The organism is Microbacterium sp. 8M (assembly GCF_902506375.1).
GTDB lineage: Bacteria > Actinomycetota > Actinomycetes > Actinomycetales > Microbacteriaceae > Microbacterium.
On sequence record NZ_LR733284.1, the window covers coordinates 593,535 to 616,280 of the forward strand.

The following is a 22,746-nucleotide window of genomic DNA, read 5'->3' on the forward strand; positions in this document are numbered from 1 at the left end:
GCATGAATCGGAAGGAATCGGAATGCTTGCTGCGGCCCGCAAGGAGATGCTGCTCGAGCGGCTCCACCGCGACGGACGTCTCGTGGCCAAGGAGATCGCGGCAGAACTCGGCCTGTCCGAGGACAGCATCCGCCGGGATCTGCGTGAGCTCGACGCGGCGGGCCTCGCGGTGCGGGTCTACGGCGGCGCCCTCCCCGCGTCACCCGCCGTCGTCGACTACGGTCGTCGGGGCGCGGTCTCGCCGGCGAGCAAGGAGCGGGTGGCGCGCGCCGCCGCCGCACTCATCGAGCCCGGGGCGACCGTCATCCTGGACGGCGGCACGACGACCCTCGCCGTGGTCGCGGCCCTGCCCCTCGAGAGGCCGTGCACGGTCATCACGCACAGCCCGACGATCGCCGCAGCCCTGCTCGACCACGCGGCGGACGTGTTCCTCATCGGCGGACAGCTGTTCAAGCACTCCGCCGTCGCCTGCGGTGCGGCGGCGATGGAGGCCGCGCAGCGGATCAGCGCCGACCTCTTCCTGCTCGGCGTCACGGGCGTGCATCCGACGGCCGGGCTCACCACGGGTGATCCGGACGAGGCCGCCATGAAGCGCGCGCTCGCCGCTCGGGCCGCCGAGACGTTCGTGCTGGCGAGCGAGGAGAAGCTCGGCGCGGCATCGCGGTTCGGGGTCCTGACGCTGGACGAGGTCGCCGGGGTCGTGACCGACGTGCCTGCCGACGACCCGACCGTCCGCGCGCTCACGGAGGCCGGAGTCCGGCTCATTGCGGCGGACTGACGGACCCGATCAGCGACACCTCGCGGCGTCTGCCTCGGTCTCCGAGGGGTCGTGCATAAGCTGACCGCGACGAACGGAGGCGGCCATGACGGATCGGACCCCCGCGGCGCCGTCACGGACCGGCTCGCGGCGGCGCCGGGTTCTGTGGCTGCTGCTCGGAGCGCCCGCGCTCGTGCTGACCATCGCCGGCGAGTGGGCGCCGTTCCTGCAGGTGCCTCTCGGGGAGGGGATGTCGGGGCCGATCTCCGCCTACGCCGCGGCCGTGGATCCAGCGATTCTCGAGGGCGAGGGTTCGCAGGGGCCGATCATCCGGGCAGGGTTCATCGGGCTCCTGATCGTGGTGGCGCTGCTCGTCCTCACGCTGCTGTTCGCCGTAGGCATGCGACGGATGCCCCGGACGGTGCGCGGGATCGGGCTGCTGCTCGGCGTGCTCGGGGTGCTCGGCGCACTCGCCGTGCTGGTGCTGATGGGGGTCGGCATGCGGAACGTGTCGGCGCATCCGGGATCGGGCGGGATCCTGCTGCTCGTCGGGGCGACCCTGGCGACGGTCGTGTTCGCCGGTGCCGGCCGCCCGCGCGCCTGAGCGCGGCCACGAGCAGCGTCGGTCGCATAAACCCGGGCACGGACGCTCGGGAACCGCCCTACGCTTTCAGCATGACGAACCCCCGCGGAGCGCTGCTCGTCGGCAGCGTGAACTACGACGACGCCGAGACGACGATGCGCACCGCGGCGGAGATCCTCGGACCGCGCCTCAAGCGCATCCCCGACGGCGAAGTCGGGATCCGGTTCCACTGGATCATGTTCCAGCCGGACGTGCTCGGCCAGGCCGAGGGGATCGAGCGGGTCGGCGCGGAGCGGATCCCGTTCGGCGCGGGCCTGGACGCCCGGCCCCTGCGGATCGCCGAGGGCGTGGACGCGGCGACCATCGCGCTGCCTCCGCTCGGCTACGCCGCCGCGGCGCGGGAGTCGTACGAGATCTTCCGGCGGCTCCGCGACGAGGGCGTGATCGCCGAGGGCGTGCGCTTCCAGGTGTCGCTGCCCACGCCGCTCGCCGTGATCGCGTCGTTCTTCTCCGGCGACGACCGCGCGGCGATCGAGCCCGTGTACACGGCTGCGATGCTGCGCGAGCTCGACGAGATCCTCGCCGCGATCCCGCACGCCGACCTCGCGATCCAATGGGACGTGGCGAGCGAGATCGGCATCATCGAGCGCGCCGCCGGGTACGGGAAGGTCATGGAGGCGTGGTGGCCGGGCGACCCGTTCGACGGCCTCGTCTCCCGGCTCGTCGCGCTCATCGACGCGGTGCCTGCCGACGTCGAGGCCGGCGTGCACCTCTGCTACGGCGACGCCGCCGAGCGGCACTTCATCGAGCCGGCCGATGCGGGAACGCTCGTCCGCTACGCGAACGCCGTCATCGCCGCGGTGCACCGCCCGCTCACCTGGCTGCACCTGCCCGTGCCGATCGAACGCGACGACGACGCGTACTTCGCGCCGCTCGATGCGCTCGCGCTGGGGGAGGGCACCGAGCTGTACCTCGGTCTCGTGCACCGCGAGGACGGCCCCGCCGGCACCGCGCGCCGCATCGCCGCCGCCTCGGCGCACGTCGGGGAGTTCGGCGTCGCGACGGAGTGCGGCATCGGCCGCGCGCCCGCCGGATCCACGGAGGCCATCCTCCGCACGCACGCCGAGGTCGCCGCGGCCTGGTGACGGGGCAAGGAACGAAGGGACGAGGGACATGAACGAGGATCCGATCGGCCGGCCGCTCTCCGCGGAGGTCGAGGGACTGCGGCTCCAGGAGTGCTGGGCGGCGCTCTCCTCCCAGACCGTGGGGCGTCTGGCGGTGCTGGGCAAGGACGGAGCGCCGGACATCTTCCCGATCAACTACCTGGTGCACGACGAGCGGATCTATCTGCGCTCGGCTCCTGGGGCGAAGCTCGTCGACATGGCGCGCGATGCCCGGGTGGCCTTCGAGGTGGATGCGATCGCGGACGGCATCGCGTGGAGCGTCGTCATCCGCGGCACGGCCGTGCGGCTCGACACCGACGACGAGATCGTCGCCTCGGGCGTGCATGACCTCGTCAGCGCCAACCCCACGGCGAAGTACAACTACATCCGGATCGATCCGCGCGAGGTCATGGGGCGGCGCTTCCGCGTGCGGGCCGACTGATCCACGACGCGCCCGACCGGATCCGCTCGATTCGCGATCGATCCCGGCGTCGCGTAAGCTTGTCCGCGGTGACGTGTCCGAGCGGCCGAAGGTGCAACTCTCGAAAAGTTGTGTAGGGTAACCCCCTACCGTGGGTTCAAATCCCACCGTCACCGCCAGAGGAACCCCCGAGCGATCGGGGGTTTCTTCGTATCTGCGCGAGTCGGGGCGACCGGACCGCGCCGCAGGCGGGAAAGAGCGGAGTGCACGTGGACGCGAAGGGCTCCGCGCGCGCCGTGAGATCGCCTGGGCGCACACTGCTCGTCGGCTGCGGGAAGCTCGGGATCCGGCTCGGCGAAGGGCTACTCGCCGACGGTCACGACGTCCTCGCGATCCGGCGCTCACCGGACGCGCTGCCCGCCGGCTTCGTGCCGATCGCCGCGGATCTGCGGCTCGCCCCGCCGCGGGCCCTGCCCGACTGCGACTCCGTCGTCATCACCCTGCCCCCGGGTGCGGACGGCGCCGAAGACCTCTATGCGACGGCGCTCACCCACCTCGCCGAAGCGCTGCCCTCGCCGCCCTCGCGCGTGGTGTTCGTCTCATCGACCAGGGTGTTCGAGGGGCGACCGGGGCCTCGGCCGCTGACCGAATCGGACGCGCCCGCTCCGGTCGGCCCCCGCGCGCGAGCGCTGCTGCACGGCGAAGAGCTCGCGGCGCAGCTGCTGAGCGCGCACATCGTCCGCCCGGCCGGCATCTACGGCCTGGGCCGGGACTCGGTGATCCGCCGGGTTCGCAGCGGCGCGCCCGTCGACTACTCCCGCCGCACGAACCGCATCCACGAACACGACCTCGTCCGGCTCCTCGACGCGATGCTCCGCGCCGAGGATCCGCCGGCGCTCGTCCACGCGGTCGACCGCGCACCGGTGCCGATGGGCGAGGTCGTGGCGTTCGTCGCCGACCGGCTCGGCGTCGAGAAGCCGCCGCGCGTCGAGCCGGAGAGCCACGGCGGCATCGTGCTCGACGGTGCACTGATGTCCGCGGTCGTCGGCGCGCTCGGCTACCCGTCGTTCCGGGAGGGCTACGCCGAACTGCTGGTGAACGGGGCGTAGCTGCGATATCTCGGTGCGATCACAATCGGGAAGGATCCCCTCTGCGCGGCGGAATCTATGGATCTGCTCGGAATAGGGTGGAAGAGCAATCACGGCTGTCGCGCCCTCCCGGACCGGCAGCCTTTTCCATGGAGAGACCGGAGAGCTCAGATGAACAAGGCAACCCTGACCCGGATCGGCGGCGTGGCCGCAGCGATCGTCCTGACCGCGACGATGACCGCCTGCTCCGGCGGGCAGAGCGTCGCCGACGCGTGCAAGGTCGCGAACACGGAGATGAACAAGGCCACCTCGAGCATCTCGAGCGACGTCAATTCGGCGATGCAGAAGGCGACCGCGGGGGAGAAGGTCGACTTCGCCGGGCTGTTCGCCCCGGTCCTCGAAGGCCTCGACGCCGCGGACAAGAAGATCACGAACGAGTCCGTCAAGAAGCCCCTCGAGGCGTTCTCCGCCGAGTACAAGAACTTCGTCACGGTCTTCGACGGCTTCGAGATGCCCGACCTGAAGAACCTCGACGCGACCGACCCGGCCACGATGGACAAGCTGACCGAGGCGCAGAACAAGATGAAGGACGTCTCGACGAAGGTCCAGGACGCCAGCACGAAGCTGATGGACCAGGCCAAGAAGCTGCAGGACGTCTGCGCCAAGGGCTGAGCCCCGCCGCACGCCGAAGCTCCGCAGGGGCACCGCACCGGATTCCCGGAGCGGTGCCCCTTGCTCGTCCCGGGCAGAGCCAGACGCCGCGACGCCGGGACGATAGCGATGTGGCGGTGCGGTATCAAGCCCCTGCGGCCGGGACCTTCCCGGCGTCACACTGGCGGCACGCGAGGACGCGGCCGCACGGGCCGCAGATCGCTGAGGAGGAGGCTCGGGACATGGCATCGACACCGGAGACACCGACGGGGAACAGCGCGGACGCGGTGCGGCCGCTGCGCGACCGCGACGCCACGGCCGAGGCGGATCCCCGCGACGATCCCGCTGAGGCGGAGTGGGAGCGGACGAACGCGCAGGACGCCGGCGTCGGGGACGACGACCTGGATCCGGCGACGGCGACCGGAGCGGACCCCGATGAGATCCCTGCGCCGGATGACGATGTGCCGGCGGAGGATCAGCCGAGGAGCGGGCTGCAGCCCGAGAGCCAGGGCGACGACCCGCTCATCGCCGAGCTCGGCGAGGACGGCGACGGCGACCTCGCGCCCGAGGACCAATGATGGCGGGGCGGCGGGTGGTGACCCGGTCCAAGAACGGCCAGTGGGTCAACGAGGTCGAGGGCGCCCCCGAGCTCTCGACGAGCTACAGCAGTCGCGATGAGGCCGTTGAGGAGGGGCGCGCGCTGGCCGCCGACCGCGGTCTCGAGCACGTGCTCCTCGACAGCGAGCCGACCGGCACCATCGTCGACGGCGGCGCCCCCGACGAGGACGTGGCGGTCGTCGATGACGCCGTCCCGACCGAGGAACCGCTCGAGCAGACGCGCGACGCGCCGGACGGGAACGGCTCCCCGCGGCAGGACTGAAGCCTCGCCCATCGAGGTGCGATGAGAACGCCATCCGGACACGATCCGGATGGCGTTCTCGCGTCACGGCTCCTGTGCCGTACGCGACAGAACTTTCACTTTCTCAGGCGATTCTGTTCCCCTGCATAGGGGTTTCACGGTAATCCTGAGTCTTGTGCGCCTGACCGGTGCATGACATCCGCACTGTCGCGGGAAACCCCCGCGGTGATGCCTGGAGGGAGAATCAATGTCAGAGAAGAGCGCCCGCGCACGACGACGTGTCGCAGCGACGACATCGGCGTTCGTGCTTGCTGCGGCGGGGGTGGCGACTTTCGGGGCCGTCCCGGCTGTCGCCGCGTCGTCGAGCACGCCATCGAGCCCTGCGACGAGCACGGCCGCGAGTTCCGAAGCCCGCGGCTCCGGTCACTCCGACCAGTACATCAATTACGTCGCGCCCGACGTGGAGGGCATCAACGACGCCAGCGACGACGAGGCCGTCGCGGATGCGAACGGCAACGTCCGCAGCGCGGTCAGCGGCGCAGCCTTCGAGCGCGCCAAGCAGAACGACGAGAAGCACGCCCAGGGCAACCCGGTCGCGGCGCGGCAGCTCGCGAAGACCGAGGCGAAGGCGGTGAAGACGGGCAAGAGCCCGAAGAACCTCAAGCAGTCCAAGAGCACGCAGCAGGCGAAGCTGCTGACCATCCTGGTCGAGTTCAACGGCACCGAGGACTTCTCGGATCTGCAGGTGCCGACCTCGTTCGGCGCCACGGACTGCAAGCCCGGCGACGTGCAGGGCCCGACTCTCCACAACAACATCCCGGATCCTGCGACGGCCGCCCACAAGGACAACAACACGATGTGGGTGCCGGACTTCTCGAGCGACTTCTACAACAAGATGCTCTTCTCGAAGGAGGGCGTCACGCAGCGCGTGCGCACCGATCTCACGGGTGTCGACGGCAAGCCAGGGTTCGACATCTCCGGCAACACCATGAAGAACATGTACGAGGAGATGTCGCGCGGCGCGTACACCGTCACCGGCGAGGCGACGGCGTGGGTGCAGGTGCCGCACTCCGAGGCGTACTACGGCGCGACCGTCTGCCACCTCAACCCCGAGACGGGCGAGTACGAGGCCGGCCCGATGCAGGACATGCAGGGCCACCCGGACAACCCGCTCGGCCCCGGCCAGCTGCCGATCGACGCCGTCGCGGCGCTCGCCCAGGCCGACCCGTCCTTCCCGTGGGCCGACTACGACATCGAGGACCAGGGCGACCAGGACGGCGACGGCGACGTCAACGAGCCCGACGGCATCATCGACCACGTGGTGCTGGTGCACGCCGGTGCAGACAAGTCCGGCGGCGGCGGCAAGGAGGGCACCTACGCGATCTGGGCGCACTCGTCCGATGTCGCGGGCGGCGCGCCGATCCCCGGCACCGACCTGAAGCTGCAGAACTACATCGTCCAGCCGGAGAACTCCGGCGTCGGCGTGTTCGCGCACGAGTACGGCCACGACCTCGGCCTGCCCGACCTGTACGACACCTCGAACGTCGGCAACTCCGACGTCGACTTCTGGGATCTGATGAGCTCCGGCTCGCACTCCGGCCCGATCTTCCAGTCCCAGCCCACGCACATGGGCATCTGGGACAAGTGGGTGCTCGGCTGGGTCGACCCGAAGGTCGTGAACCCCGGCGACGACACCCAGACCATCAAGGTCGGTCAGACCTCGCGTCCCGCGAAGGGGACGCAGGACGGCATCAAGGTCAACCTGCCGGACAAGGTGATCACGCTCGCCGAGCCGCACAGCGGATCCGAGATGTGGTACTCCAGCGCGGATCAGAGCTGGGCGGACACCACGCTGACCCGCACGATCGACAGTGTGCCGGCCGGCGCGACCTTCTCGATGTGGAACAACTACGTCATCGAGGAGGACTGGGACTACGGCTTCGTCGAGGTCTCGACCGACGGCGGATCCACCTGGACCGAGCAGAAGGTCTACGACGAGTCGGGCGCCCTGGTCTCCACGGATGACGGCTACAGCGACCCGAACGGACGCATGGCCGACTTCGGCGGCAAGAAGTACGGGCTGACCGGATCCTCGGGCGGCTGGCGTCACGACCACGTCGACCTGTCGGCGTACCAGGGTCAGAGCATCCAGATCCGCCTGCGCCAGGCGACCGACGCCGCCTTCGAGGAGCGCGGCTGGTTCTCCGACGACTTCGCCCTGGCCGACGGCTCCGGCGCGGTCGTGTGGAGCGACGACGTGGAAGGCGGCGACAACGGCTGGACGGCGCAGGACGGCACCTGGACCGACACCAGCGGAGCCGGCTGGATCCGCGACAGCGGCACCCAGGTCAAGGCGCAGTACTACCTGGTCGAGTGGCGAAACTTCGACGGCTTCGACAACGGCCTCAAGTACGCCTACAACAGCGTGTACAGCGACGACGGCTGGAAGGTCGAGAAGCAGGCCTACAACGCCCCGGGCGCGCTGATCTGGTACCGCGACACCACGTACGGCAGCTCGAACCAGGTCACGGCCAACCTGACCAGCCTGCCCAGTTACGGCGCCAAGGGCGGACTGCTCCTCGTGGACAGCCACTTCGACCCGCTGCGCCGCACCGGTGACGCGGCGGCGCACGACGGCACCACGCTGCACAACCTGCCGAGCCGCGCGCAGACGTCCAACGCCGCGTTCGGCCTGACGCCGACGTACCCGTTCCGGGAGTGCATCGCCGATGCCTCCTTCACCGAGTACTGCACGGACGTCGCCGCCCAGGCGCCGGTGAGCTCGTTCACCGACGACAAGGGCTGGGTGGCCGGGCTCGAGCTGCGCGACGGTCAGCTGTTCAACCGCCTGCGCGACGCCTCCACCGTCGTGCCCTCGGTCGGCAACGCGCCGTACACGACGCGCGTCGTGAACCCCGACGGCACCCCGGCGACCGACGTGTACGGGCTGGACCTCGGGTTCACCACCCTCGGCACCGGCAACCCCGCCGACGCCGGCGTCGGCTTCGGCACGGTCATCACCGTGAAGAAGTCGCTGCAGAACAACACGGCGGCCCTCATCGAGGTGACCGCGCCCCGCAAGGGCTGATCGGGAACCGGAGCGCCGGCCTTCCGACTCTGGTCGGAGGCCGGCGCTTCGGCGTTCCGCGCCCGGCCGTGCGCGTCAGGCCCGGCCATGCGTGTCAGGCCCGACCGCGCGCGTCAGGCCCGACCGTGCGCGTCAGGATCGCGTGAGGAGATGCGCAGCGCACCGCGTGAGGATTCCGTGAGGAGCGCCTGTCCGCGCGGATCCGGGCCCTAGGCTTCGTCTGTGAACAGCCAGGCAGTGATCGACAAGAAGGCTCCCGCCGCGACTCGCAGCCCGCTCCGGATCGCGCTCGTGATCGGCGCCCTCGGGGTGGTGTTCGGGGACATCGGCACGAGCCCGATCTACGCGCTCCAGACCGTGTTCAACCCGGACGACCCGCACCCGGTCCCGCTCACGACGGACAACCTCTACGGAGTCGTCTCGCTCATCGTGTGGTCGGTGATCCTCATCGTCACGGTCACCTACGTGCTGCTGGCGATGCGGATGGACAACGACGGCGAGGGCGGCATCATGGCCCTGCTCACGCTGCTGCGCCGCTGGGCCCCGAAGGGCCGCACCCGCACGGTCGCGATCCTGTCGGGTCTCGCCGTGCTGGGAGCCGCGCTGTTCCTCGGCGACAGCATGATCACCCCGGCGATCTCCGTGCTCTCCGCGGTCGAGGGTCTGAAGACGATCAATCCCGATCTCGACGAGTGGGTGGTCCCGATCACGGCCACGATCCTCCTGATCCTCTTCCTCATCCAGAAGCTCGGAAGCTCCGTGGTCGGCCGGCTCTTCGGGCCGATCATGGCGTTCTGGTTCGTGGTCGTCGGCGTGCTGGGTATCGGCGGCATCCTGCACGATCCCCGGATCCTGCTCGCGCTGCTGCCGACCTATGCGATCAGCTTCATGATCAGCCATTTCCACATCGCCTTCTTCGCGCTCGCCGCGGTGGTCCTCTCGGTCACCGGCGCCGAGGCGCTCTACGCGGACATGGGCCACTTCGGTCGCAAGCCGATCTCGATCGGGTGGCTGTTCCTCGTGTTCCCGGCGCTCGCGCTGACGTACCTCGGGCAGGGCGCGCTGCTCCTGGAGGACAAGGCGAACATGTCGGCGCCGTTCTTCCTGCTCGCGCCCGAGTGGAGCCGCATCGCCCTGGTCGTCCTGGCCACGGCGGCGACCGTGATCGCGTCGCAGGCGGTGATCTCCGGTGCGTTCTCGGTCGCGGCGCAGGCGTCGGGGCTGGGGTATCTGCCGCGGCTGCGGGTGACGCACACCTCGTCCGAGACGCACGGCCAGATCTACGTGCCCTGGATCAACTGGCTGCTCATGGTGTCGGTGATCACCCTGGTGTTCGTCTTCCGCAGCTCCGCGTCGCTCGCCTTCGCCTACGGGATGGCGGTCATCGGCACGATCACGATCACCACCCTGCTGTTCTTCTATCTCGCCCGGCGACGCTGGAAGACGCCGGGATGGATCCTCGCGATCGGTGCGGGGGGATTGCTCGCGATCGACCTGCTGTTCCTCGCCGCCAACGCCACCAAGTTCGTGCACGGCGCCTGGCTGCCGCTGGCGATCGGCCTCGCCGCCTTCATCGTCATGACGACGTGGCAGCGCGGACGCGCGCTGATCACCGCGCGTCGCACCGAGGCGGAGGGTTCGCTGACGGAGTTCGTGAGCAACCTGCGCACGCACCCGGACCTCATCGACCGCGTGCCCGGCACCGCGATCTTCCTCAACCCGGGCGGAACCACGACGCCGCTCGCGCTGCGCGCCAACGTCGAGCACAACCACGTGCGTCACGCCCGGGTGATCATCCTGTCCGTGGACATCCAGAACATCCCCCGGGTGCCGCAGTCGAAGCGCTGCACGGTCGACGATCTCGGGGATCCTACCGATGGGATCCTCTACATCTCGACGAGGTTCGGCTACGCCGAGAACCCGGACATCCCGCGTGCTCTGCGCACGATCCCTCCGCACAAGACGCAGGGATGGCTGGATCTCGACAACGCCACCTACTTCCTGTCCAAGATCGAGCTGCGCGAGGGCCGCAGAGGCGGCATGGCGCGGTGGCGGAAGCGCCTGTTCCTCGCGGCATCGCACATCACCACCGACGCGAGCGACCACTTCGGGCTGCCGCGCGACCGCGTGATCGTGATGGGCTCGCAGATCGAGCTGTAGGAGCCGCGAGGAGAGCGGATCCGCTCGGGTGCGGCGCGCGTCGACCGCGCACCCGAGAGCCGCGAGAGCGGCGGCGCCGCCCGGGGCGCGCGCAGCCTCCCCCATAATGAGCTTGAATCGATGAGCTCGACCGAGATGCGGACGGAGGTGCGCGTGGCTGTGGACAGCGAGCCGCCTCGCGCCCTGAACATCCGGGACGTGGCGCGCGAGGCCGGGGTCTCGTACCAGACCGTCTCGCGGGTGCTGAACGGGAGCGACCGGATCCGCGAGACGACCCGCGAGCACGTGCAGTCGGTGATCGACCGCCTCGGCTACCGCCCCAACCCCGTCGCGCGGGCGCTGTCGACGAACCGTTCGCGCACGATCGGCGTGCTCACGGCGCAGAGCGTGCTGTACGGCCCGGCCACGGCCATCACCGCGATCGAGTTCGCGGCCCGTGACGCGGGCTACCGGCTTTCCATCGCGAACCTGCGCTCGAGCGACCCGACGGCCGTGCGTGCGAGCATCGACGATCTGCTCAGCCACGCCGTCGAGGCGATCATCGTGATCGCGCCGCAGCAGCAGGTGCTCACCGAAGTAGGCGACATGAGCGTGGACGTCCCCATCGTGGCCCTCGGTCCGAGCGGGGAGCGGCACTCGATGGCGATGGATCAGATCGCCGGCGCCAGGGCCGCCGTGGGACACCTCGCCGACCTCGGGCACGAGTTCATCGTGCATCTCGCCGGCCCGCAGGACTGGACCGAGGCGGAGGCGCGCATGGTCGGCTATCTGCGCGAGCTCGACGCCAGGGACCTGCGCGTGCGCGCGCCGTTGCTGGGGGACTGGACGTCGCAGTTCGGCTACGAGGCGGGGCGGAGCCTGCTGCGCATGCCGGACTTCACCGCGGTCTTCGCGGGCAACGACTCGATGGCCCTCGGTTTCCTGCACGCGTGCCGCGAGCTCGGCGTGCGCGTGCCCGAGGACATCAGCGTCGTCGGGTTCGACGACATCCCCGACGCCGCGCACTTCTTCCCGCCGCTGACGACCGTGCGACAGGACTTCGGCGAGCTCGGGCGGCGCACGATCCGCATGCTGCTCGCTCAGCTGCAGGGCGAGGAGTTGGCGCAGGAACCCCTGGTCCCGCAGCTGATCGTGCGCTCGTCTACGGCGGCTCCGCGCGCGTTCTGATTGCTTCCCGGGATCGGGCGCAGGCTCGCGAGCGGAACTCGCGGATGTGTCATCTCGGATCCGGCTCTTGACAAATGTGACCGGTTCGCCAGAAGATCGCTCGTGCGGGTGTGATCGGTCACAGCCGCGGGCGACGAAGAGGTCGGATTCCGATCCTCCTCGTCACCGAGCAGGAGGTCGGCGGCCACCGGCCTCCCGCGAACAGCACCACGAACCGGCGGGCGCAGCGATGCGCGCGCCACCCTCACCCGCGCCCCGCGTCCTCGGGGCGAGGGCCCGGAACGGGCGACCCGATCGTGCCATCGGCGCGCCCGCTGCTGTCCTGAGCGCGCCACGGCGGCGCGTTCGACGAAAGGAATCACATGAAGTTCTCCCGACTGGCTCTCGGCGCCGCTGCCGTGGCCCTCGCCCTGACCGTGACCGCGTGCGCGGGCACCCGCGGAGGCGGATCCTCGACCGCCGAGCCCGGTGCCAACAAGGGCGCGCTCGTCGGCGTCGCCATGCCGACGAAGACCTCCACCCGCTGGATCCACGACGGCGACGCCGTCAAGGAAGGGCTCGAGAAGCTCGGCTACAAGGTCGACCTCGAGTACGCCGACGACGACATCCCCACCCAGGTGCAGCAGATCTCCAACATGCTCACCAAGGGAGCGAAGGTGCTCGTCATCGCCTCGGTGGACGGGACGGCGCTGTCCAGCCAGCTCGACCAGGCCGCGTCCAAGGGCGTCAAGGTCATCGCCTACGACCGACTCATCAACGGCAACAAGAACGTCGACTACTACACGACGTTCGACAACTACAAGGTCGGCGTGCAGCAGGCGACGAGCCTCCTGGAGGGCCTGGGCGTGCTGGACAAGAGCGGCAAGGACACCGGCGCGGCGGGGCCGTTCAACATCGAGCTGTTCGCCGGCAGCCCGGACGACAACAACGCCACGTTCTTCTTCAACGGCGCGATGGACACGCTCAAGCCCTACCTCGACAAGGGCGTGCTGAAGGTGGGCAGCGGCCAGACCGGCTTCACGCAGGTCGCCACGCAGGGCTGGCAGGCCGACGTCGCCAAGAAGCGCATGCAGGACCTCATCGCCTCGACCTACTCGAACGGGCAGACGGTGAACGGCGTGCTCTCGCCGTACGACGGCCTCTCGATCGGCATCATCTCGGCCCTCACCGGCGCCGGCTACGCCACCGACAAGCTCCCGATCATCACGGGCCAGGACGCGGAGATCCCGTCGGTGAAGTCGATCATCGCGGGACAGCAGTACTCGACCATCTACAAGGACACCCGCAAGCTCGCGGGCGAGGCCGTGAAGATGACCGACGACCTGCTCAACGGCAAGAAGCCGGAGGTCAACGACACCAAGTCCTACGACAACAAGACAAAGGTCGTGCCGACGTTCCTGTTCCAGCCCGTGGTCGTCACGAAGGACAACTACAAGGAAGCCGTCATCGACACCGGCTACTACACCGAGGACCAGCTCAAGTAAGGCACTCCCTCGACACAGGGTGGCTGCGGACGCTCCCGCAGCCACCCTCCTCTGACGAAAGGAGAGCGAGATGAGCGACAACATCCTCGAGATGCGCGGGATCACCAAGACGTTCCCGGGCGTGAAGGCGCTGCAGGACGTGTCGATCACCGTGCAGCGCGGCCACGTGCACGCGATCTGCGGCGAGAACGGGGCCGGGAAGTCCACGCTGATGAAGGTGCTCTCGGGCGTCTACCCGCACGGATCCTACGAAGGAGAGATCCTGCTGGACGGCGAGCCGGTCGCGTTCAAGAGCATCAACGAGTCCGAGCATGCCGGAATCGTGATCATCCATCAGGAGCTGGCCCTGAGCCCGTACCTGTCGATCGCGGAGAACATCTTCCTCGGCAACGAGCGCCAGTCCCGCGGCTGGATCGACTGGAACTCCACCAACCAGGAGGCGGCGCGGCTGCTGCGCAGCGTCGGATTGGACGAGAACCCGGCGACGAAGATCGCGGACATCGGGGTGGGCAAGCAGCAGCTGGTGGAGATCGCGAAGGCGCTCTCCAAGAGCGTGCGGCTGCTGATCCTGGACGAGCCCACCGCGGCGCTCAACGACGACGACTCGGCGCACATGCTCGAGCTCATCCGGAGCCTGCGCGACGAGGGCATCACCTCGATCATCATCAGCCACAAGCTCAACGAGATCCGTGCGATCGCCGACGAGGTCACCGTCATCCGCGACGGCCGCAACATCGAGACCCTCGAGATGCGCACGGACGACGTCAGCGAGGACCGGATCATCCGGGGCATGGTCGGCCGCGATCTGGCCAGCCGGTTCCCGGACCGCACGCCGAAGATCGGCGGCGAGCTGCTGCGGATCGAGGACTGGACGGTGCACCACCCGCTCGATCATGAGCGCAAGGTCGTGGACGGCGCGAACCTCTTCGTGCGCGAGGGGGAGATCGTCGGCATCGCCGGGATCATGGGCGCGGGGCGCACCGAGCTCGCGATGAGCGTGTTCGGGCGCAGCTACGGCGTGAACATCTCCGGCAGGGTCTACAAGCGCGGATCCGAGATCTCCACGAAGACCGTCTCCGAGGCCATCGGGCACGGCATCGCCTACGCCACCGAGGACCGCAAGCGATACGGGCTGAACCTCATCGACGACGTCGAGCGGAACATCACCGTCGCCGCCCTCGACCGGATCGCGAAGATCGGATGGGTCAACGAGAGCCGGGAGCGCATCGTCGCGGAGTCGTACCGGAAGAGCATGAACATCAAGACCAGCTCGGTCGAAGCGATCGTCGGCAAGCTCTCCGGCGGCAATCAGCAGAAGGTCGTGCTCTCGAAGTGGATGAACACGTCCCCCGACGTGCTCATCCTCGACGAGCCCACCCGCGGCATCGACGTGGGGGCGAAGTACGAGATCTACGGCATCATCAACAAGCTCGCGAGCGAGGGCAAGGGCGTCATCGTCATCTCCAGCGAGCTTCCCGAGCTGATCGGTCTCTGCGACCGCATCTACACCCTGGCCGAGGGGCGCATCACCGCGGACGTTCCGCGAGCGGAGGCGACGGCCGAGAACCTCATGCGTTACATGACCCAGGAGAAGGAGGTGGGCTCCGCATGAGCGGCTCATCCATCACCCCGACGACGAACTCGATGCGCGGCGCGTTCGAGTTCCTCACCAGCCAGCTGCGTCAGATCGGGCTGTTCATCGCGCTCATCGTGATCGTGATCTTCTTCCAGATCACGACCGGCGGGATCACCCTCGCCCCGATCAACGTGTCGAACCTGATCATCCAGAACAGCTACATCCTGATCCTCGCGATCGGCATGGTGATGGTGATCATCGCCGGCCACATCGACCTGTCGGTCGGATCCGTGGTGGCGTTCATCGGCGCGGCCGCGGGCGTGCTGATCACCAAGATGGGCGTGCCCTGGCCGGTCGCCGTCGTGCTGTGCCTCGTGCTGGGCGCGCTGATCGGAGCCTGGCAGGGCTTCTGGATCGCCTACTTCAAGATCCCGGCGTTCATCGTCACGCTCGCGGGCATGCTCACCTTCCGCGGGCTCACCGAGATCACACTGCAGAACACGGCGATCTCCCCCTTCCCCGACGGGTTCCGGGCGATCGGCGCCGGGTTCCTCCCGGATCTCGGCGGCGGGCAGACGGTGGTCGAGCCGCTCACGGTCATCCTTGCGGTGCTCGTCGTGCTCGGGATGATCGGCTTCGGGATCCGCGGGCGCATGACCCGCCGCAAGTTCGCCGTCGAGGACGAGCCGCTGTGGTGGTTCATCGCGAAGCTCGCGTTCACCAGCCTGCTCATCGCGCTCGTCGCCTACCTGCTCGCCAGCTACAACGGCACCCCGATCGCCCTGGTGATCCTCGGCGTGCTGACCGTCGTGTACTCGGCGATCATGGCCCGCAGCGTATGGGGCCGGCACATCTACGCGATCGGCGGCAACCCGCTCGCGGCGAGCCTGTCGGGTGTGAAGACCCAGCGGGTGACCTTCACCCTGTTCGTCAACATGGGCGTGCTGTCCGCGCTCGCGGGGCTCGTGTTCACCTCGCAGCTGAACCTCGCCAGCCCCCGCAACGGCGACGGGTTCGAGCTCGACGCCATCGCGGCCGTGTTCATCGGCGGTGCGGCGGTCACCGGCGGCATCGGCAAGATCACCGGCGCGATCATCGGCGGTCTGATCATCGGCATCCTGAACAACGGCATGTCGATCCTCGGCGTCGGCACCGAGTTCCAGGCGCTCATCAAGGGCCTGGTGCTGCTCGCCGCCGTCGCGTTCGACGTGTTCAACAAGCGCCGCTCCGGCCGTTGAACCGATCGCGCCCGGCCCCGGTCGCCGTCGGCGGACCGGGGCCGGGCGCGTGCGTGCGCAGGCGCTACGGTCGTCCTATGACCCTCGGCCAGGCACTGCTCTCGTTCGCGCTCGTCGTGGGTCTGCTCACGATCATCCCGGGTCTCGACACGGCGCTGGTGGTCCGAGGCACGGTGACGCGCGGACGCCCGTACGGCGTCGCCGCGCTGCTCGGGATCCAGGTCGGCACGCTGGGGCTGCTGCTCGCGCTCGTGCACTGCGCGCTCGGCGCCGCCTGGCTCGGTGCGCTCATCTTCGGCGCGGACCGGCTGGCGCCGCGGCTGCGTTCCGCCCGTGTGATCCGCTGGATGGACCGCATCACCGGCGGCGTCCTGATGCTGTTCGGCGCACGCCTGGCCGTCGACGTCCGCTGAGGCACCGCGCCGGGGTATCGTTGCGCGCGTGGTGACCAGAGGCACACCGATCGGCACCTCCGGGGTGCGGACCTGGAGCGGTGCGCTTCTCGTGATGATCGCCTGGTGGGTGACGACATACACGTTCGGGTCACTGCCGATGCCCGCGCTGCGACCAGGCTGGTTCCCGCAGCTCGGCGCGACCCTCACGAACGGCCTCAGCCTCGCTGCGGCCTGGCTTGCCGCAGCGCTCGTGCATCGCGCCGGCTGGTGGGGAACGGCGCCGTTGCGGCGGATCGCGGGCTGGAGCGGTGGACACCTCGCCGCACTGGGCTGGCTCGCTCCCGTTCTGGCCGTCCAGCTTTCCTACATCTGGATCGGCCGGCAGGGCATCCCGGGGATCGCGGGATCTGCGGGGACCCTCATCGGCGTCGCGGCCATGATGCTGGCGGTCGGGATCTCCGAAGAGACGGCCGCGCGGGGATTCGCGCTCGGCGCCCTGGGTCCGCGATGGCCCTGGAGCGGAATGATCGTCACTGCTGTGGTGTTCGGTCTCTGGCACCTCGGAAACGGCCTGTTCTTCGGCAAGAGCGTCGACGAGACCTGGTGGCAGGTGCTCAGCGCGACGACCTTCGGCGTCTGCTTCGCCGGAGCCCGCCTTCTGGTCGGATCGGTCTGGCCCCTCGCGCTCCTGCACGGGCTCGGGGACTGGACGCAAGTGCTCTCGCCGGGGGCGGCTCCCGTCTGGTACCAGAGCGCCGTGATGATCTTCGAGGTCCTCTGGGGCGTCACCCTGACCGCACTCGCCGTGCGCCGCGGCCGCCACCGCGAGCAGGGCTAGAGAGAGGAGATGACACGGGGAGTCTCGCCAGGCCGACGTGGGGACCGGCTTCGAGACGACGTCATCCGTGGTGCACGGGCCCCCGGCCGCGCTCAGGAATGATGCAGTGCCGCGGGAGCAAGGGGCTCAAAATCGATGGAGCGAGCGTTCGACTCACCATCGCGTCCTCGAAGCCACTCGAGGGCGGCATGCAGATCACGACCCGCGTAGGTCAGCGAGTTGAACCGAGCCGTGTGGTAGATCGGCAGCTCGCCATCTTGGTCACGTCCGCCGGTGTCCCAGGCAAGGTAGTCGCCGTTCTCGCTCATCGCAAAGATCACCAGCCGTCGCGCGAGCTCCCACGACCCGTCCGGCTCGATCTTCCACCCGTATCCCTGAGCGCGACCGTCATCGAAGTCCTCATGCAGGCTCGCCGTCAGACGCCCGCCTCGGGCCACCACTCCGTCGCCGAATCCCTGGAGGACCGGCGTGTAGATCAGCCAGAGGCCAAACAGTCTGCCCCAGCCGAAGGAGCGCACGAACGAGACATACGATGGTGGAAATCCGGCTCCGTCCGGCAGCCGGTGACTATCGATCGCATCTTCATCGAGCATCGGCCGTGGCGGAGCGCTGACAGACAGGCTCCACCGTTCGTCGGACTTCACCCCTGAACCGTACCGTCTCAGCGCAGCCGTGGGGCGTGCGCATATCGTACCGTTTCAGGGGAATCGCCACGGATCCGGGTGCGCTTCGTTCGATTCGTTCCGGAATCCTCCGCGAAAGCGCGAAACTCTCAGCGGGTGCATAGCTTCAGGGAACATCCGCGAAATCGAGATCTGATCCTCTAGGTGCAAGGATGCCCGGGGTGCTAACGTCCCTCTGTCATCCCCCACACCCGACGATGAGACAGGGGACATAGAGTGACCCGGAATCCACTCGAGACGGACACGTCTCTGCAGCGTGCGATCGACTACCAGGAGCACGCGCTGCAGGCCGGCGGAGTGTCCAAGGCCGGTTCGGCGCTGATGGCCGTGGCGGGCAGCGCGCCCGCCTATTCCATCGCGGCCAGCACGGCCCTTCTGATCGGAGCCGCCGGTGTCGGCGCTCCGGCCGCACTGCTGTGGTGCGGCATCCCAATGCTCGGCATCGCCTTCGCCTTCGGATACCTCGCCAGGGTCGACACGCACGCAGGCGCGTCGTTCTCCTGGGTGGCACGCGGGCTCCACCCGATTCTCGGCTTCCTCGCCGGCTGGGCGGTCGTGATCTCGGCCACGATCTTCATGGTGGCGGGGGCCCTCCCGGCCGGCCAGATGACGGTCGCGCTGTTCGCCGGAGACAAGGTCGCCAACGAGAACACGCTGCTCGTCACGGTCGTGGGAGCCCTGTGGTTCTTGGTGATGGCGGCCGCAGTGATCTTCGGCGTACACACCACGGAGCGCGCGCAGTGGATCATGTCGATCATCGAGGTCGGGATCCTCGTGGTGTTCGCGATCATCGCGATCCCGCGCGCGATCACCACGTACCACCACGGCGAGGCCTTCTCCTGGGACTGGTTCGGCTTCGGTCACCTCACCGGCGCGGGCGTCTTCGTCGCGGCGGCCCTGATCGCAGCTTTCTACTACTGGGGCTGGGACGTCACGGCCAACCTCGGCGAGGAGACCAAGAACGCGCACAAGACCACGGGACTCGCCGGCATCATCGGCATCGTCATCGTGTTCATCCTGTTCGAGATCTACACGACCACGACCCTCGTCATGCTCCCGGGCAAGACGATCGAGGAGAACAGCGGCAACGTGCTGAGCGTGCTCGGCGACGCCATCATGCCGGGCATCGGCGGCAAGATCCTCATCGTCGCCGTGGCGCTTTCCACGATCGCGACGCTGGAGACCACGCTCGTGCAGGTGAGCCGCACCCTGTTCGCGATGGGACGCGACCGCACCATCCCGTTCGCGTTCGGACGGATCAACCGCAGGTGGAAGACGCCCGTCTTCGCGACCCTGGTGGTCGTGGTCGTCTCGCTGCTGCTGTTCGTGCTCGCGAACATCTTCGGCGACAGCGTGGGCCAGATCCTCGGCTGGGCGATCTCGTCGATCGGCCTGCAGATCGCGTTCTACTACTCGCTCGCGGGCTTCGCCCTGATCATCGGCTTCCGCAAGGTGATCTTCCGGTCCGTGAAGAACTTCCTGCTTATCGGCCTGTGGCCGTTCGCGGGTGCCGTGTTCATGCTGTACATCTTCTTCGCGGCGATCCCGAACAACGAGCCCGTCGTGAACATCCTCGGCCTCGGCCTCATCGCGATCGGCATCGTGCCGCTCGCCCTGTTCTACCGCAAGGCGAAGGATGCGTACTTCTCGCGGCGCCCGCTGGAGGTGCCGGAGGACTTCTCCGCCTGACGCAGGACGGGATCGGGACCGGGGTGGGCGCGCGCCTGCCCCGGTCCTGTCGTCTCCGCGGGCGCCGGTCGTGCGCCGCGGGAGGACGGCCGCAGATCGGTCCGGGCGGCGCCGCCCCCGGCCCGGCTGGCGACGAGCCGGGTGGGACGCTCGCGATTGTCGGGGCAACGGGGGAGGATGGCGCCATGCAGATGAACGGTCGGACCAGCGCGCCCTGGCCCTCGGCGGCAGGGAGGCGCGCATGATCCTCGCGGGGTTCGTGCTTCTCGCCGTCGGACTGACGGACGTGCTGCGCGGGTTCCTGCGTGGCCGCGCGTTCTGGGTCGGAGCCGGGATCGCTGCCGTCCTGCTGCTCGTCGTGGGGGCGCTCGGCGGTGCCTACGTGTACGCCGCGGTGGGCATCGTGATGGCCGCCGTCTGGGCGTGGCTGCTGCCTCTCGAAGGGCGTCCGCGGCTGTCGTTCTGGCCGGCCGTGGTGCTTGCGCTGGTCGCAGTGGCAGGGGTCGCGCTCCTTCCCCGGCGCGCATCGGCAGGGCTTCTCTCCGGCGCACCGCTTCCGACGCCGATCGGCCGGGTCGGGTTCGATCTCGCCGTGCTGGCGGTGGGCGTGTTCGCGGTGCTGCTGGAGACGGGGAATGTCATCGTGCGCGCCGCTCTGGTCAGCGAGAAGGCGGAGCTGCCCGCCGATGTGGAGCCGGGACAAGGGCCGCCGGCGGAGGCCGTGCACGGGCTGGTCCCGGCGCCCGCCCTCGACCCGGGCATCCCGACGGCGCCGACGCCGTCGCTGCATGTGCCGACGGCCGATACGGGGTTCCGCGGCGGCCGGCTGATCGGGCCGCTCGAGCGCGTGATCGTGCTGCTGCTGACGCTCTTCACCGCGTACCCGCTGCTCGCGGCGATGCTGGCGGCGAAGGGCATCGTGCGTTTCCCGGAGATCTCCCGCGACGGCGCGAACGGCGGTCGCGCAGAGTACTTCCTCGTGGGCAGCCTCGTCAGCTGGGTGGTCGCGCTCGGCGGAGCGCTCCTGCTCTGGTGGGCGACGCACACCACGGCCTGAGTGCGCCCCGGCAATGCCGCAGATCCGCATCCGGTTGCCAGGCGAACATGTCGGGCGGGATCCTTGTCGGAGGCGGGCGTGCTCTCTCGCGCCCGCTCCCTTCGAACGCCCGCAGGAGGAGTCATGACCGAGAAGCCCCGGTTCTCGCTGGAAAGCACGCTCGGCGAGATCCTCGACGATCCGCAGGCGCGCGCCGTGCTCGACGAGCTCGTGCCCGGTGTCTCGAACCATTCGCTGGTGTTCCTTGCGCGGGGCATCACCCTGTCCGACGGCGCCGCCCGGCTCGGATCCATCGAGCCGGAGCGCCTCGCCGAACTCGACGCGCGGCTGCGCTCGCTGGGCTGAACTCGCTCCGTCGCACCCGTTCCGGAGGCCGTCGCATCGGATCCCGTGGGCGTCGGCGCCCGCCCCGCGACGACCACAGCGCCCTCCGCCCCGCCTGCCCTGGGCGCCCTTCGTCTCGCTTTCGGCTCGCTCAGGGGCCGCTCCGCGGGACGAAGGGCGCCCGTGGCATCGCGCGGGGACTCAGCCCTCGCTCTTGCGCCCGCGGGCGAGCGCCCATGCGCCCGCACCGACGCCCACGAGCACGACGGCGCCGATTCCAAGCCCGACCCACAGGCCCGCATCCGCCGACGCGCCAGCCGTGGGAGCCTCGGTCTCGGCGGTGGCGGCGGGGCCGCAGACCGGCTTCGCGGATCCGGCGGCCGCCGGAGTCGCCGAGCCGCCCGGGGCGTACGAGAACGTGTAGCTGCCCGAGATCGGGTGCCCGTCCGACGACACCACGCGCCACAGCACCTCATAGCTGCCCGCGGAGCCCAGGGCGACCGGGGACGACACCACGGGACCGTTCAGATCCGGGCACGCCGTCTCGTAGTACCTCTTGTCCGGGCCGATCACCTGGATCACGGCCGCTCCGTCGGTGCCGAGCGGGTCGGCGCTGAACGTGAGCGACACCGCCGAGAGAGCCGTCACGGTCGACCCCTGGGCGGGAGTCGTGCCGTCGAGGGTGTCGTGCGCGCTCGCCGCCGCGGCCCCGGCCGTCGCGAGGACCGCCCCGACCCCGAGAGCCGCCGCGAACGCCGAGAGCCGGTGTCGCGCTCTCATGCGCCGGCCTTCCGGCGTCCCAGGGCGAAGCCGCCGAGCAGCGCACCGCCGGCCGCGACCACGAGCGCGGCGATGCTCAGGCCCAGGGCAAGCCCGCCCTGGGTGTCGCCGGCCGTCGCCGCCGGGTGCGGAGCGGCGGTCGCGGCGGCGCCGCCGTGGTGGTCGGCCGGGGGAGCGTCGTTCACCCACAGAACAGGGGCGGGCTCGAGGGTGTCGTCCTTCTTCACCTGCTCGGGGGTGGCCGACCACTCGACCACCTTGCCGTCGGAGTAGGTCTGCGTCGCCGGGATCACGATGTGCCCGGTGTCCGGTACCGGGCCGAGCGACAGCGTGAACGTCTGGAACTGGCCGGGTGCGACCCCGCCGCCCGCGTCGGCGGTGAAGCTGACCTCGGTCGTGGCCTCGGTGATGGTGTTGCCCTCGACCTTCACCGGCTTCGCGAGAGCGGTCTTCGTCGCGGTGCCGGTCCAGCCCGCGGTGGGCTGGTAACTGACGCTCGTGAACGGGGTGTCGGCCGGCAGGTGGATGTCGAGCTTGACCGTGCTCGCGGTGGCCGACTCGTTCGGCACCCGGAAGGTGACGTACGTCCAGGATCCGGCCTCTGCCTGGTTCGGCGTCGCGGTCACGTGGGCGGATGCGGCGAGCGGCGCCGCGAGAGCGAGGAGAGAGCCGGCGGCGAGTCCCGCGAGCACGCGGGAGAGAGGGGTGTTGCGCATGGTTCGAGTGTCTTTCTAAGGTCGTGTGG

Annotated in this window: 22 protein-coding genes and 1 tRNA gene; 20 read left to right on the top strand and 3 right to left on the bottom strand. The window is 69.4% G+C overall.

From position 1 onward, the window contains the following. The first annotated feature begins 22 nt into the window (after positions 1-22). From AERO9AM_RS02705 to AERO9AM_RS02785, 17 genes are all read left to right on the top strand, one after another. Positions 23-778: a DeoR/GlpR family DNA-binding transcription regulator gene (locus tag AERO9AM_RS02705; protein ID WP_159574778.1), complete on the top strand. Its 756-nt coding sequence runs from the start codon at positions 23-25 to the stop codon at positions 776-778. Positions 779-863: 85 nt separating this feature from the next. Beyond that, positions 864-1,361 carry a hypothetical protein gene (locus AERO9AM_RS02710; RefSeq protein ID WP_159574779.1) on the top strand — a complete coding sequence of 166 codons (498 nt, stop codon included), beginning with the start codon at positions 864-866 and terminating at the stop codon, positions 1,359-1,361. A gap of 71 nt (positions 1,362-1,432) precedes the next feature. Next, the gene (locus AERO9AM_RS02715; RefSeq protein WP_159574780.1) at positions 1,433-2,485 is read left to right on the top strand and encodes a hypothetical protein; all 1,053 of its coding nucleotides are present in this window, start codon (positions 1,433-1,435) and stop codon (positions 2,483-2,485) included. Between the two features lie 28 nt (positions 2,486-2,513). Further along, on the top strand, positions 2,514-2,945 hold the full coding sequence (locus tag AERO9AM_RS02720) for a pyridoxamine 5'-phosphate oxidase family protein (protein ID WP_159574781.1): 432 nt from the start codon (positions 2,514-2,516) through the stop codon (positions 2,943-2,945). A 67-nt stretch (positions 2,946-3,012) separates the two neighbouring features. After that, a tRNA-Ser gene (locus AERO9AM_RS02725) sits at positions 3,013-3,103 on the top strand. A 117-nt stretch (positions 3,104-3,220) separates the two neighbouring features. Further along, positions 3,221-4,033, top strand: coding sequence for a sugar nucleotide-binding protein (locus tag AERO9AM_RS02730; protein WP_159574782.1), 813 nt, complete (start codon positions 3,221-3,223; stop codon positions 4,031-4,033). A gap of 150 nt (positions 4,034-4,183) precedes the next feature. Beyond that, on the top strand, positions 4,184-4,684 hold the full coding sequence (locus AERO9AM_RS02735; RefSeq protein WP_159574783.1) for a hypothetical protein: 501 nt from the start codon (positions 4,184-4,186) through the stop codon (positions 4,682-4,684). A 221-nt stretch (positions 4,685-4,905) separates the two neighbouring features. Continuing rightward, the gene (locus AERO9AM_RS02740; protein ID WP_159574784.1) at positions 4,906-5,241 is read left to right on the top strand and encodes a sugar ABC transporter ATPase; all 336 of its coding nucleotides are present in this window, start codon (positions 4,906-4,908) and stop codon (positions 5,239-5,241) included. Beyond that, the gene (locus AERO9AM_RS02745; protein WP_159574785.1) at positions 5,241-5,543 is read left to right on the top strand and encodes a DUF2188 domain-containing protein; all 303 of its coding nucleotides are present in this window, start codon (positions 5,241-5,243) and stop codon (positions 5,541-5,543) included. The genes AERO9AM_RS02740 and AERO9AM_RS02745 overlap by 1 nt, the downstream gene beginning before the upstream one ends. A gap of 226 nt (positions 5,544-5,769) precedes the next feature. Then, positions 5,770-8,610, top strand: coding sequence for an immune inhibitor A domain-containing protein (locus AERO9AM_RS02750; RefSeq protein WP_159574786.1), 2,841 nt, complete (start codon positions 5,770-5,772; stop codon positions 8,608-8,610). Positions 8,611-8,832: 222 nt separating this feature from the next. Further along, positions 8,833-10,770, top strand: coding sequence for a potassium transporter Kup (locus AERO9AM_RS02755; RefSeq protein ID WP_159574787.1), 1,938 nt, complete (start codon positions 8,833-8,835; stop codon positions 10,768-10,770). Between the two features lie 120 nt (positions 10,771-10,890). Beyond that, complete coding sequence (locus AERO9AM_RS02760; RefSeq protein ID WP_236602454.1) at positions 10,891-11,937, top strand: LacI family DNA-binding transcriptional regulator; 1,047 nt, start codon at positions 10,891-10,893, stop codon at positions 11,935-11,937. Positions 11,938-12,299: 362 nt separating this feature from the next. After that, positions 12,300-13,421, top strand: a complete 1,122-nt coding sequence (gene chvE / locus AERO9AM_RS02765; RefSeq protein WP_201298566.1) for a multiple monosaccharide ABC transporter substrate-binding protein — start codon at positions 12,300-12,302, stop codon at positions 13,419-13,421. Positions 13,422-13,491: 70 nt separating this feature from the next. Then, on the top strand, positions 13,492-15,033 hold the full coding sequence (mmsA, locus tag AERO9AM_RS02770) for a multiple monosaccharide ABC transporter ATP-binding protein (RefSeq protein WP_159574788.1): 1,542 nt from the start codon (positions 13,492-13,494) through the stop codon (positions 15,031-15,033). Next, positions 15,030-16,235 carry a multiple monosaccharide ABC transporter permease gene (gene mmsB, locus AERO9AM_RS02775; protein WP_201298567.1) on the top strand — a complete coding sequence of 402 codons (1,206 nt, stop codon included), beginning with the start codon at positions 15,030-15,032 and terminating at the stop codon, positions 16,233-16,235. Before mmsA ends, mmsB begins: the two co-directional genes overlap by 4 nt. 77 nt (positions 16,236-16,312) lie before the next feature. Continuing rightward, positions 16,313-16,648, top strand: coding sequence for a LysE family transporter (locus AERO9AM_RS02780; RefSeq protein WP_159574789.1), 336 nt, complete (start codon positions 16,313-16,315; stop codon positions 16,646-16,648). Positions 16,649-16,679: 31 nt separating this feature from the next. Beyond that, positions 16,680-17,468: a CPBP family intramembrane glutamic endopeptidase gene (locus tag AERO9AM_RS02785; protein ID WP_159574790.1), complete on the top strand. Its 789-nt coding sequence runs from the start codon at positions 16,680-16,682 to the stop codon at positions 17,466-17,468. Positions 17,469-17,560: 92 nt separating this feature from the next. Here the strand turns inward: AERO9AM_RS02785 and AERO9AM_RS02790 are convergent, their stop codons facing one another. After that, positions 17,561-18,112, bottom strand: coding sequence for a hypothetical protein (locus AERO9AM_RS02790; RefSeq protein WP_159574791.1), 552 nt, complete (start codon positions 18,110-18,112; stop codon positions 17,561-17,563). A 255-nt stretch (positions 18,113-18,367) separates the two neighbouring features. Here AERO9AM_RS02790 and AERO9AM_RS02795 point away from each other — a divergent pair, with 255 nt between their 5' ends. From AERO9AM_RS02795 to AERO9AM_RS02805, 3 genes are all read left to right on the top strand, one after another. Continuing rightward, positions 18,368-19,840: an APC family permease gene (locus AERO9AM_RS02795; protein WP_236602455.1), complete on the top strand. Its 1,473-nt coding sequence runs from the start codon at positions 18,368-18,370 to the stop codon at positions 19,838-19,840. Positions 19,841-20,081: 241 nt separating this feature from the next. Continuing rightward, positions 20,082-20,897, top strand: coding sequence for a hypothetical protein (locus tag AERO9AM_RS02800; RefSeq protein WP_159574792.1), 816 nt, complete (start codon positions 20,082-20,084; stop codon positions 20,895-20,897). A gap of 123 nt (positions 20,898-21,020) precedes the next feature. Next, positions 21,021-21,242: a hypothetical protein gene (locus tag AERO9AM_RS02805; protein WP_159574793.1), complete on the top strand. Its 222-nt coding sequence runs from the start codon at positions 21,021-21,023 to the stop codon at positions 21,240-21,242. 180 nt (positions 21,243-21,422) lie between these two features. Here AERO9AM_RS02805 and AERO9AM_RS02810 read toward each other — a convergent pair whose 3' ends face one another. Both AERO9AM_RS02810 and AERO9AM_RS02815 read right to left on the bottom strand, forming a co-directional pair. Continuing rightward, positions 21,423-22,001 (bottom strand): copper resistance CopC family protein, encoded by a 579-nt coding sequence (locus AERO9AM_RS02810; protein ID WP_159574794.1) that lies wholly within the window; start codon positions 21,999-22,001, stop codon positions 21,423-21,425. Next, positions 21,998-22,717: a YcnI family copper-binding membrane protein gene (locus AERO9AM_RS02815; RefSeq protein ID WP_159574795.1), complete on the bottom strand. Its 720-nt coding sequence runs from the start codon at positions 22,715-22,717 to the stop codon at positions 21,998-22,000. Before AERO9AM_RS02815 ends, AERO9AM_RS02810 begins: the two co-directional genes overlap by 4 nt. Positions 22,718-22,746 lie beyond the last annotated feature (29 nt).

Bases quoted from the DNA above. Each gene is read 5' to 3' on its own strand.
- AERO9AM_RS02800 (WP_159574792.1), top strand. From the start codon at position 20,082: ATGATCCTCGCGGGGTTCGTGCTTCTCGCCGTCGGACTGACGGACGTG.
- AERO9AM_RS02710 (WP_159574779.1), top strand. From the start codon at position 864: ATGACGGATCGGACCCCCGCGGCGCCGTCACGGACCGGCTCGCGGCGG.
- AERO9AM_RS02810 (WP_159574794.1), bottom strand. From the start codon at position 22,001: ATGAGAGCGCGACACCGGCTCTCGGCGTTCGCGGCGGCTCTCGGGGTC.
- AERO9AM_RS02745 (WP_159574785.1), top strand. From the start codon at position 5,241: ATGGCGGGGCGGCGGGTGGTGACCCGGTCCAAGAACGGCCAGTGGGTC.
- AERO9AM_RS02815 (WP_159574795.1), bottom strand. From the start codon at position 22,717: ATGCGCAACACCCCTCTCTCCCGCGTGCTCGCGGGACTCGCCGCCGGC.
- AERO9AM_RS02705 (WP_159574778.1), top strand. From the start codon at position 23: ATGCTTGCTGCGGCCCGCAAGGAGATGCTGCTCGAGCGGCTCCACCGC.
- AERO9AM_RS02780 (WP_159574789.1), top strand. From the start codon at position 16,313: ATGACCCTCGGCCAGGCACTGCTCTCGTTCGCGCTCGTCGTGGGTCTG.
- mmsA (WP_159574788.1), top strand. From the start codon at position 13,492: ATGAGCGACAACATCCTCGAGATGCGCGGGATCACCAAGACGTTCCCG.
- AERO9AM_RS02735 (WP_159574783.1), top strand. From the start codon at position 4,184: ATGAACAAGGCAACCCTGACCCGGATCGGCGGCGTGGCCGCAGCGATC.
- mmsB (WP_201298567.1), top strand. From the start codon at position 15,030: ATGAGCGGCTCATCCATCACCCCGACGACGAACTCGATGCGCGGCGCG.
- chvE (WP_201298566.1), top strand. From the start codon at position 12,300: ATGAAGTTCTCCCGACTGGCTCTCGGCGCCGCTGCCGTGGCCCTCGCC.
- AERO9AM_RS02760 (WP_236602454.1), top strand. From the start codon at position 10,891: ATGAGCTCGACCGAGATGCGGACGGAGGTGCGCGTGGCTGTGGACAGC.
- AERO9AM_RS02750 (WP_159574786.1), top strand. From the start codon at position 5,770: ATGTCAGAGAAGAGCGCCCGCGCACGACGACGTGTCGCAGCGACGACA.
- AERO9AM_RS02720 (WP_159574781.1), top strand. From the start codon at position 2,514: ATGAACGAGGATCCGATCGGCCGGCCGCTCTCCGCGGAGGTCGAGGGA.
- AERO9AM_RS02805 (WP_159574793.1), top strand. From the start codon at position 21,021: ATGACCGAGAAGCCCCGGTTCTCGCTGGAAAGCACGCTCGGCGAGATC.
- AERO9AM_RS02715 (WP_159574780.1), top strand. From the start codon at position 1,433: ATGACGAACCCCCGCGGAGCGCTGCTCGTCGGCAGCGTGAACTACGAC.
- AERO9AM_RS02740 (WP_159574784.1), top strand. From the start codon at position 4,906: ATGGCATCGACACCGGAGACACCGACGGGGAACAGCGCGGACGCGGTG.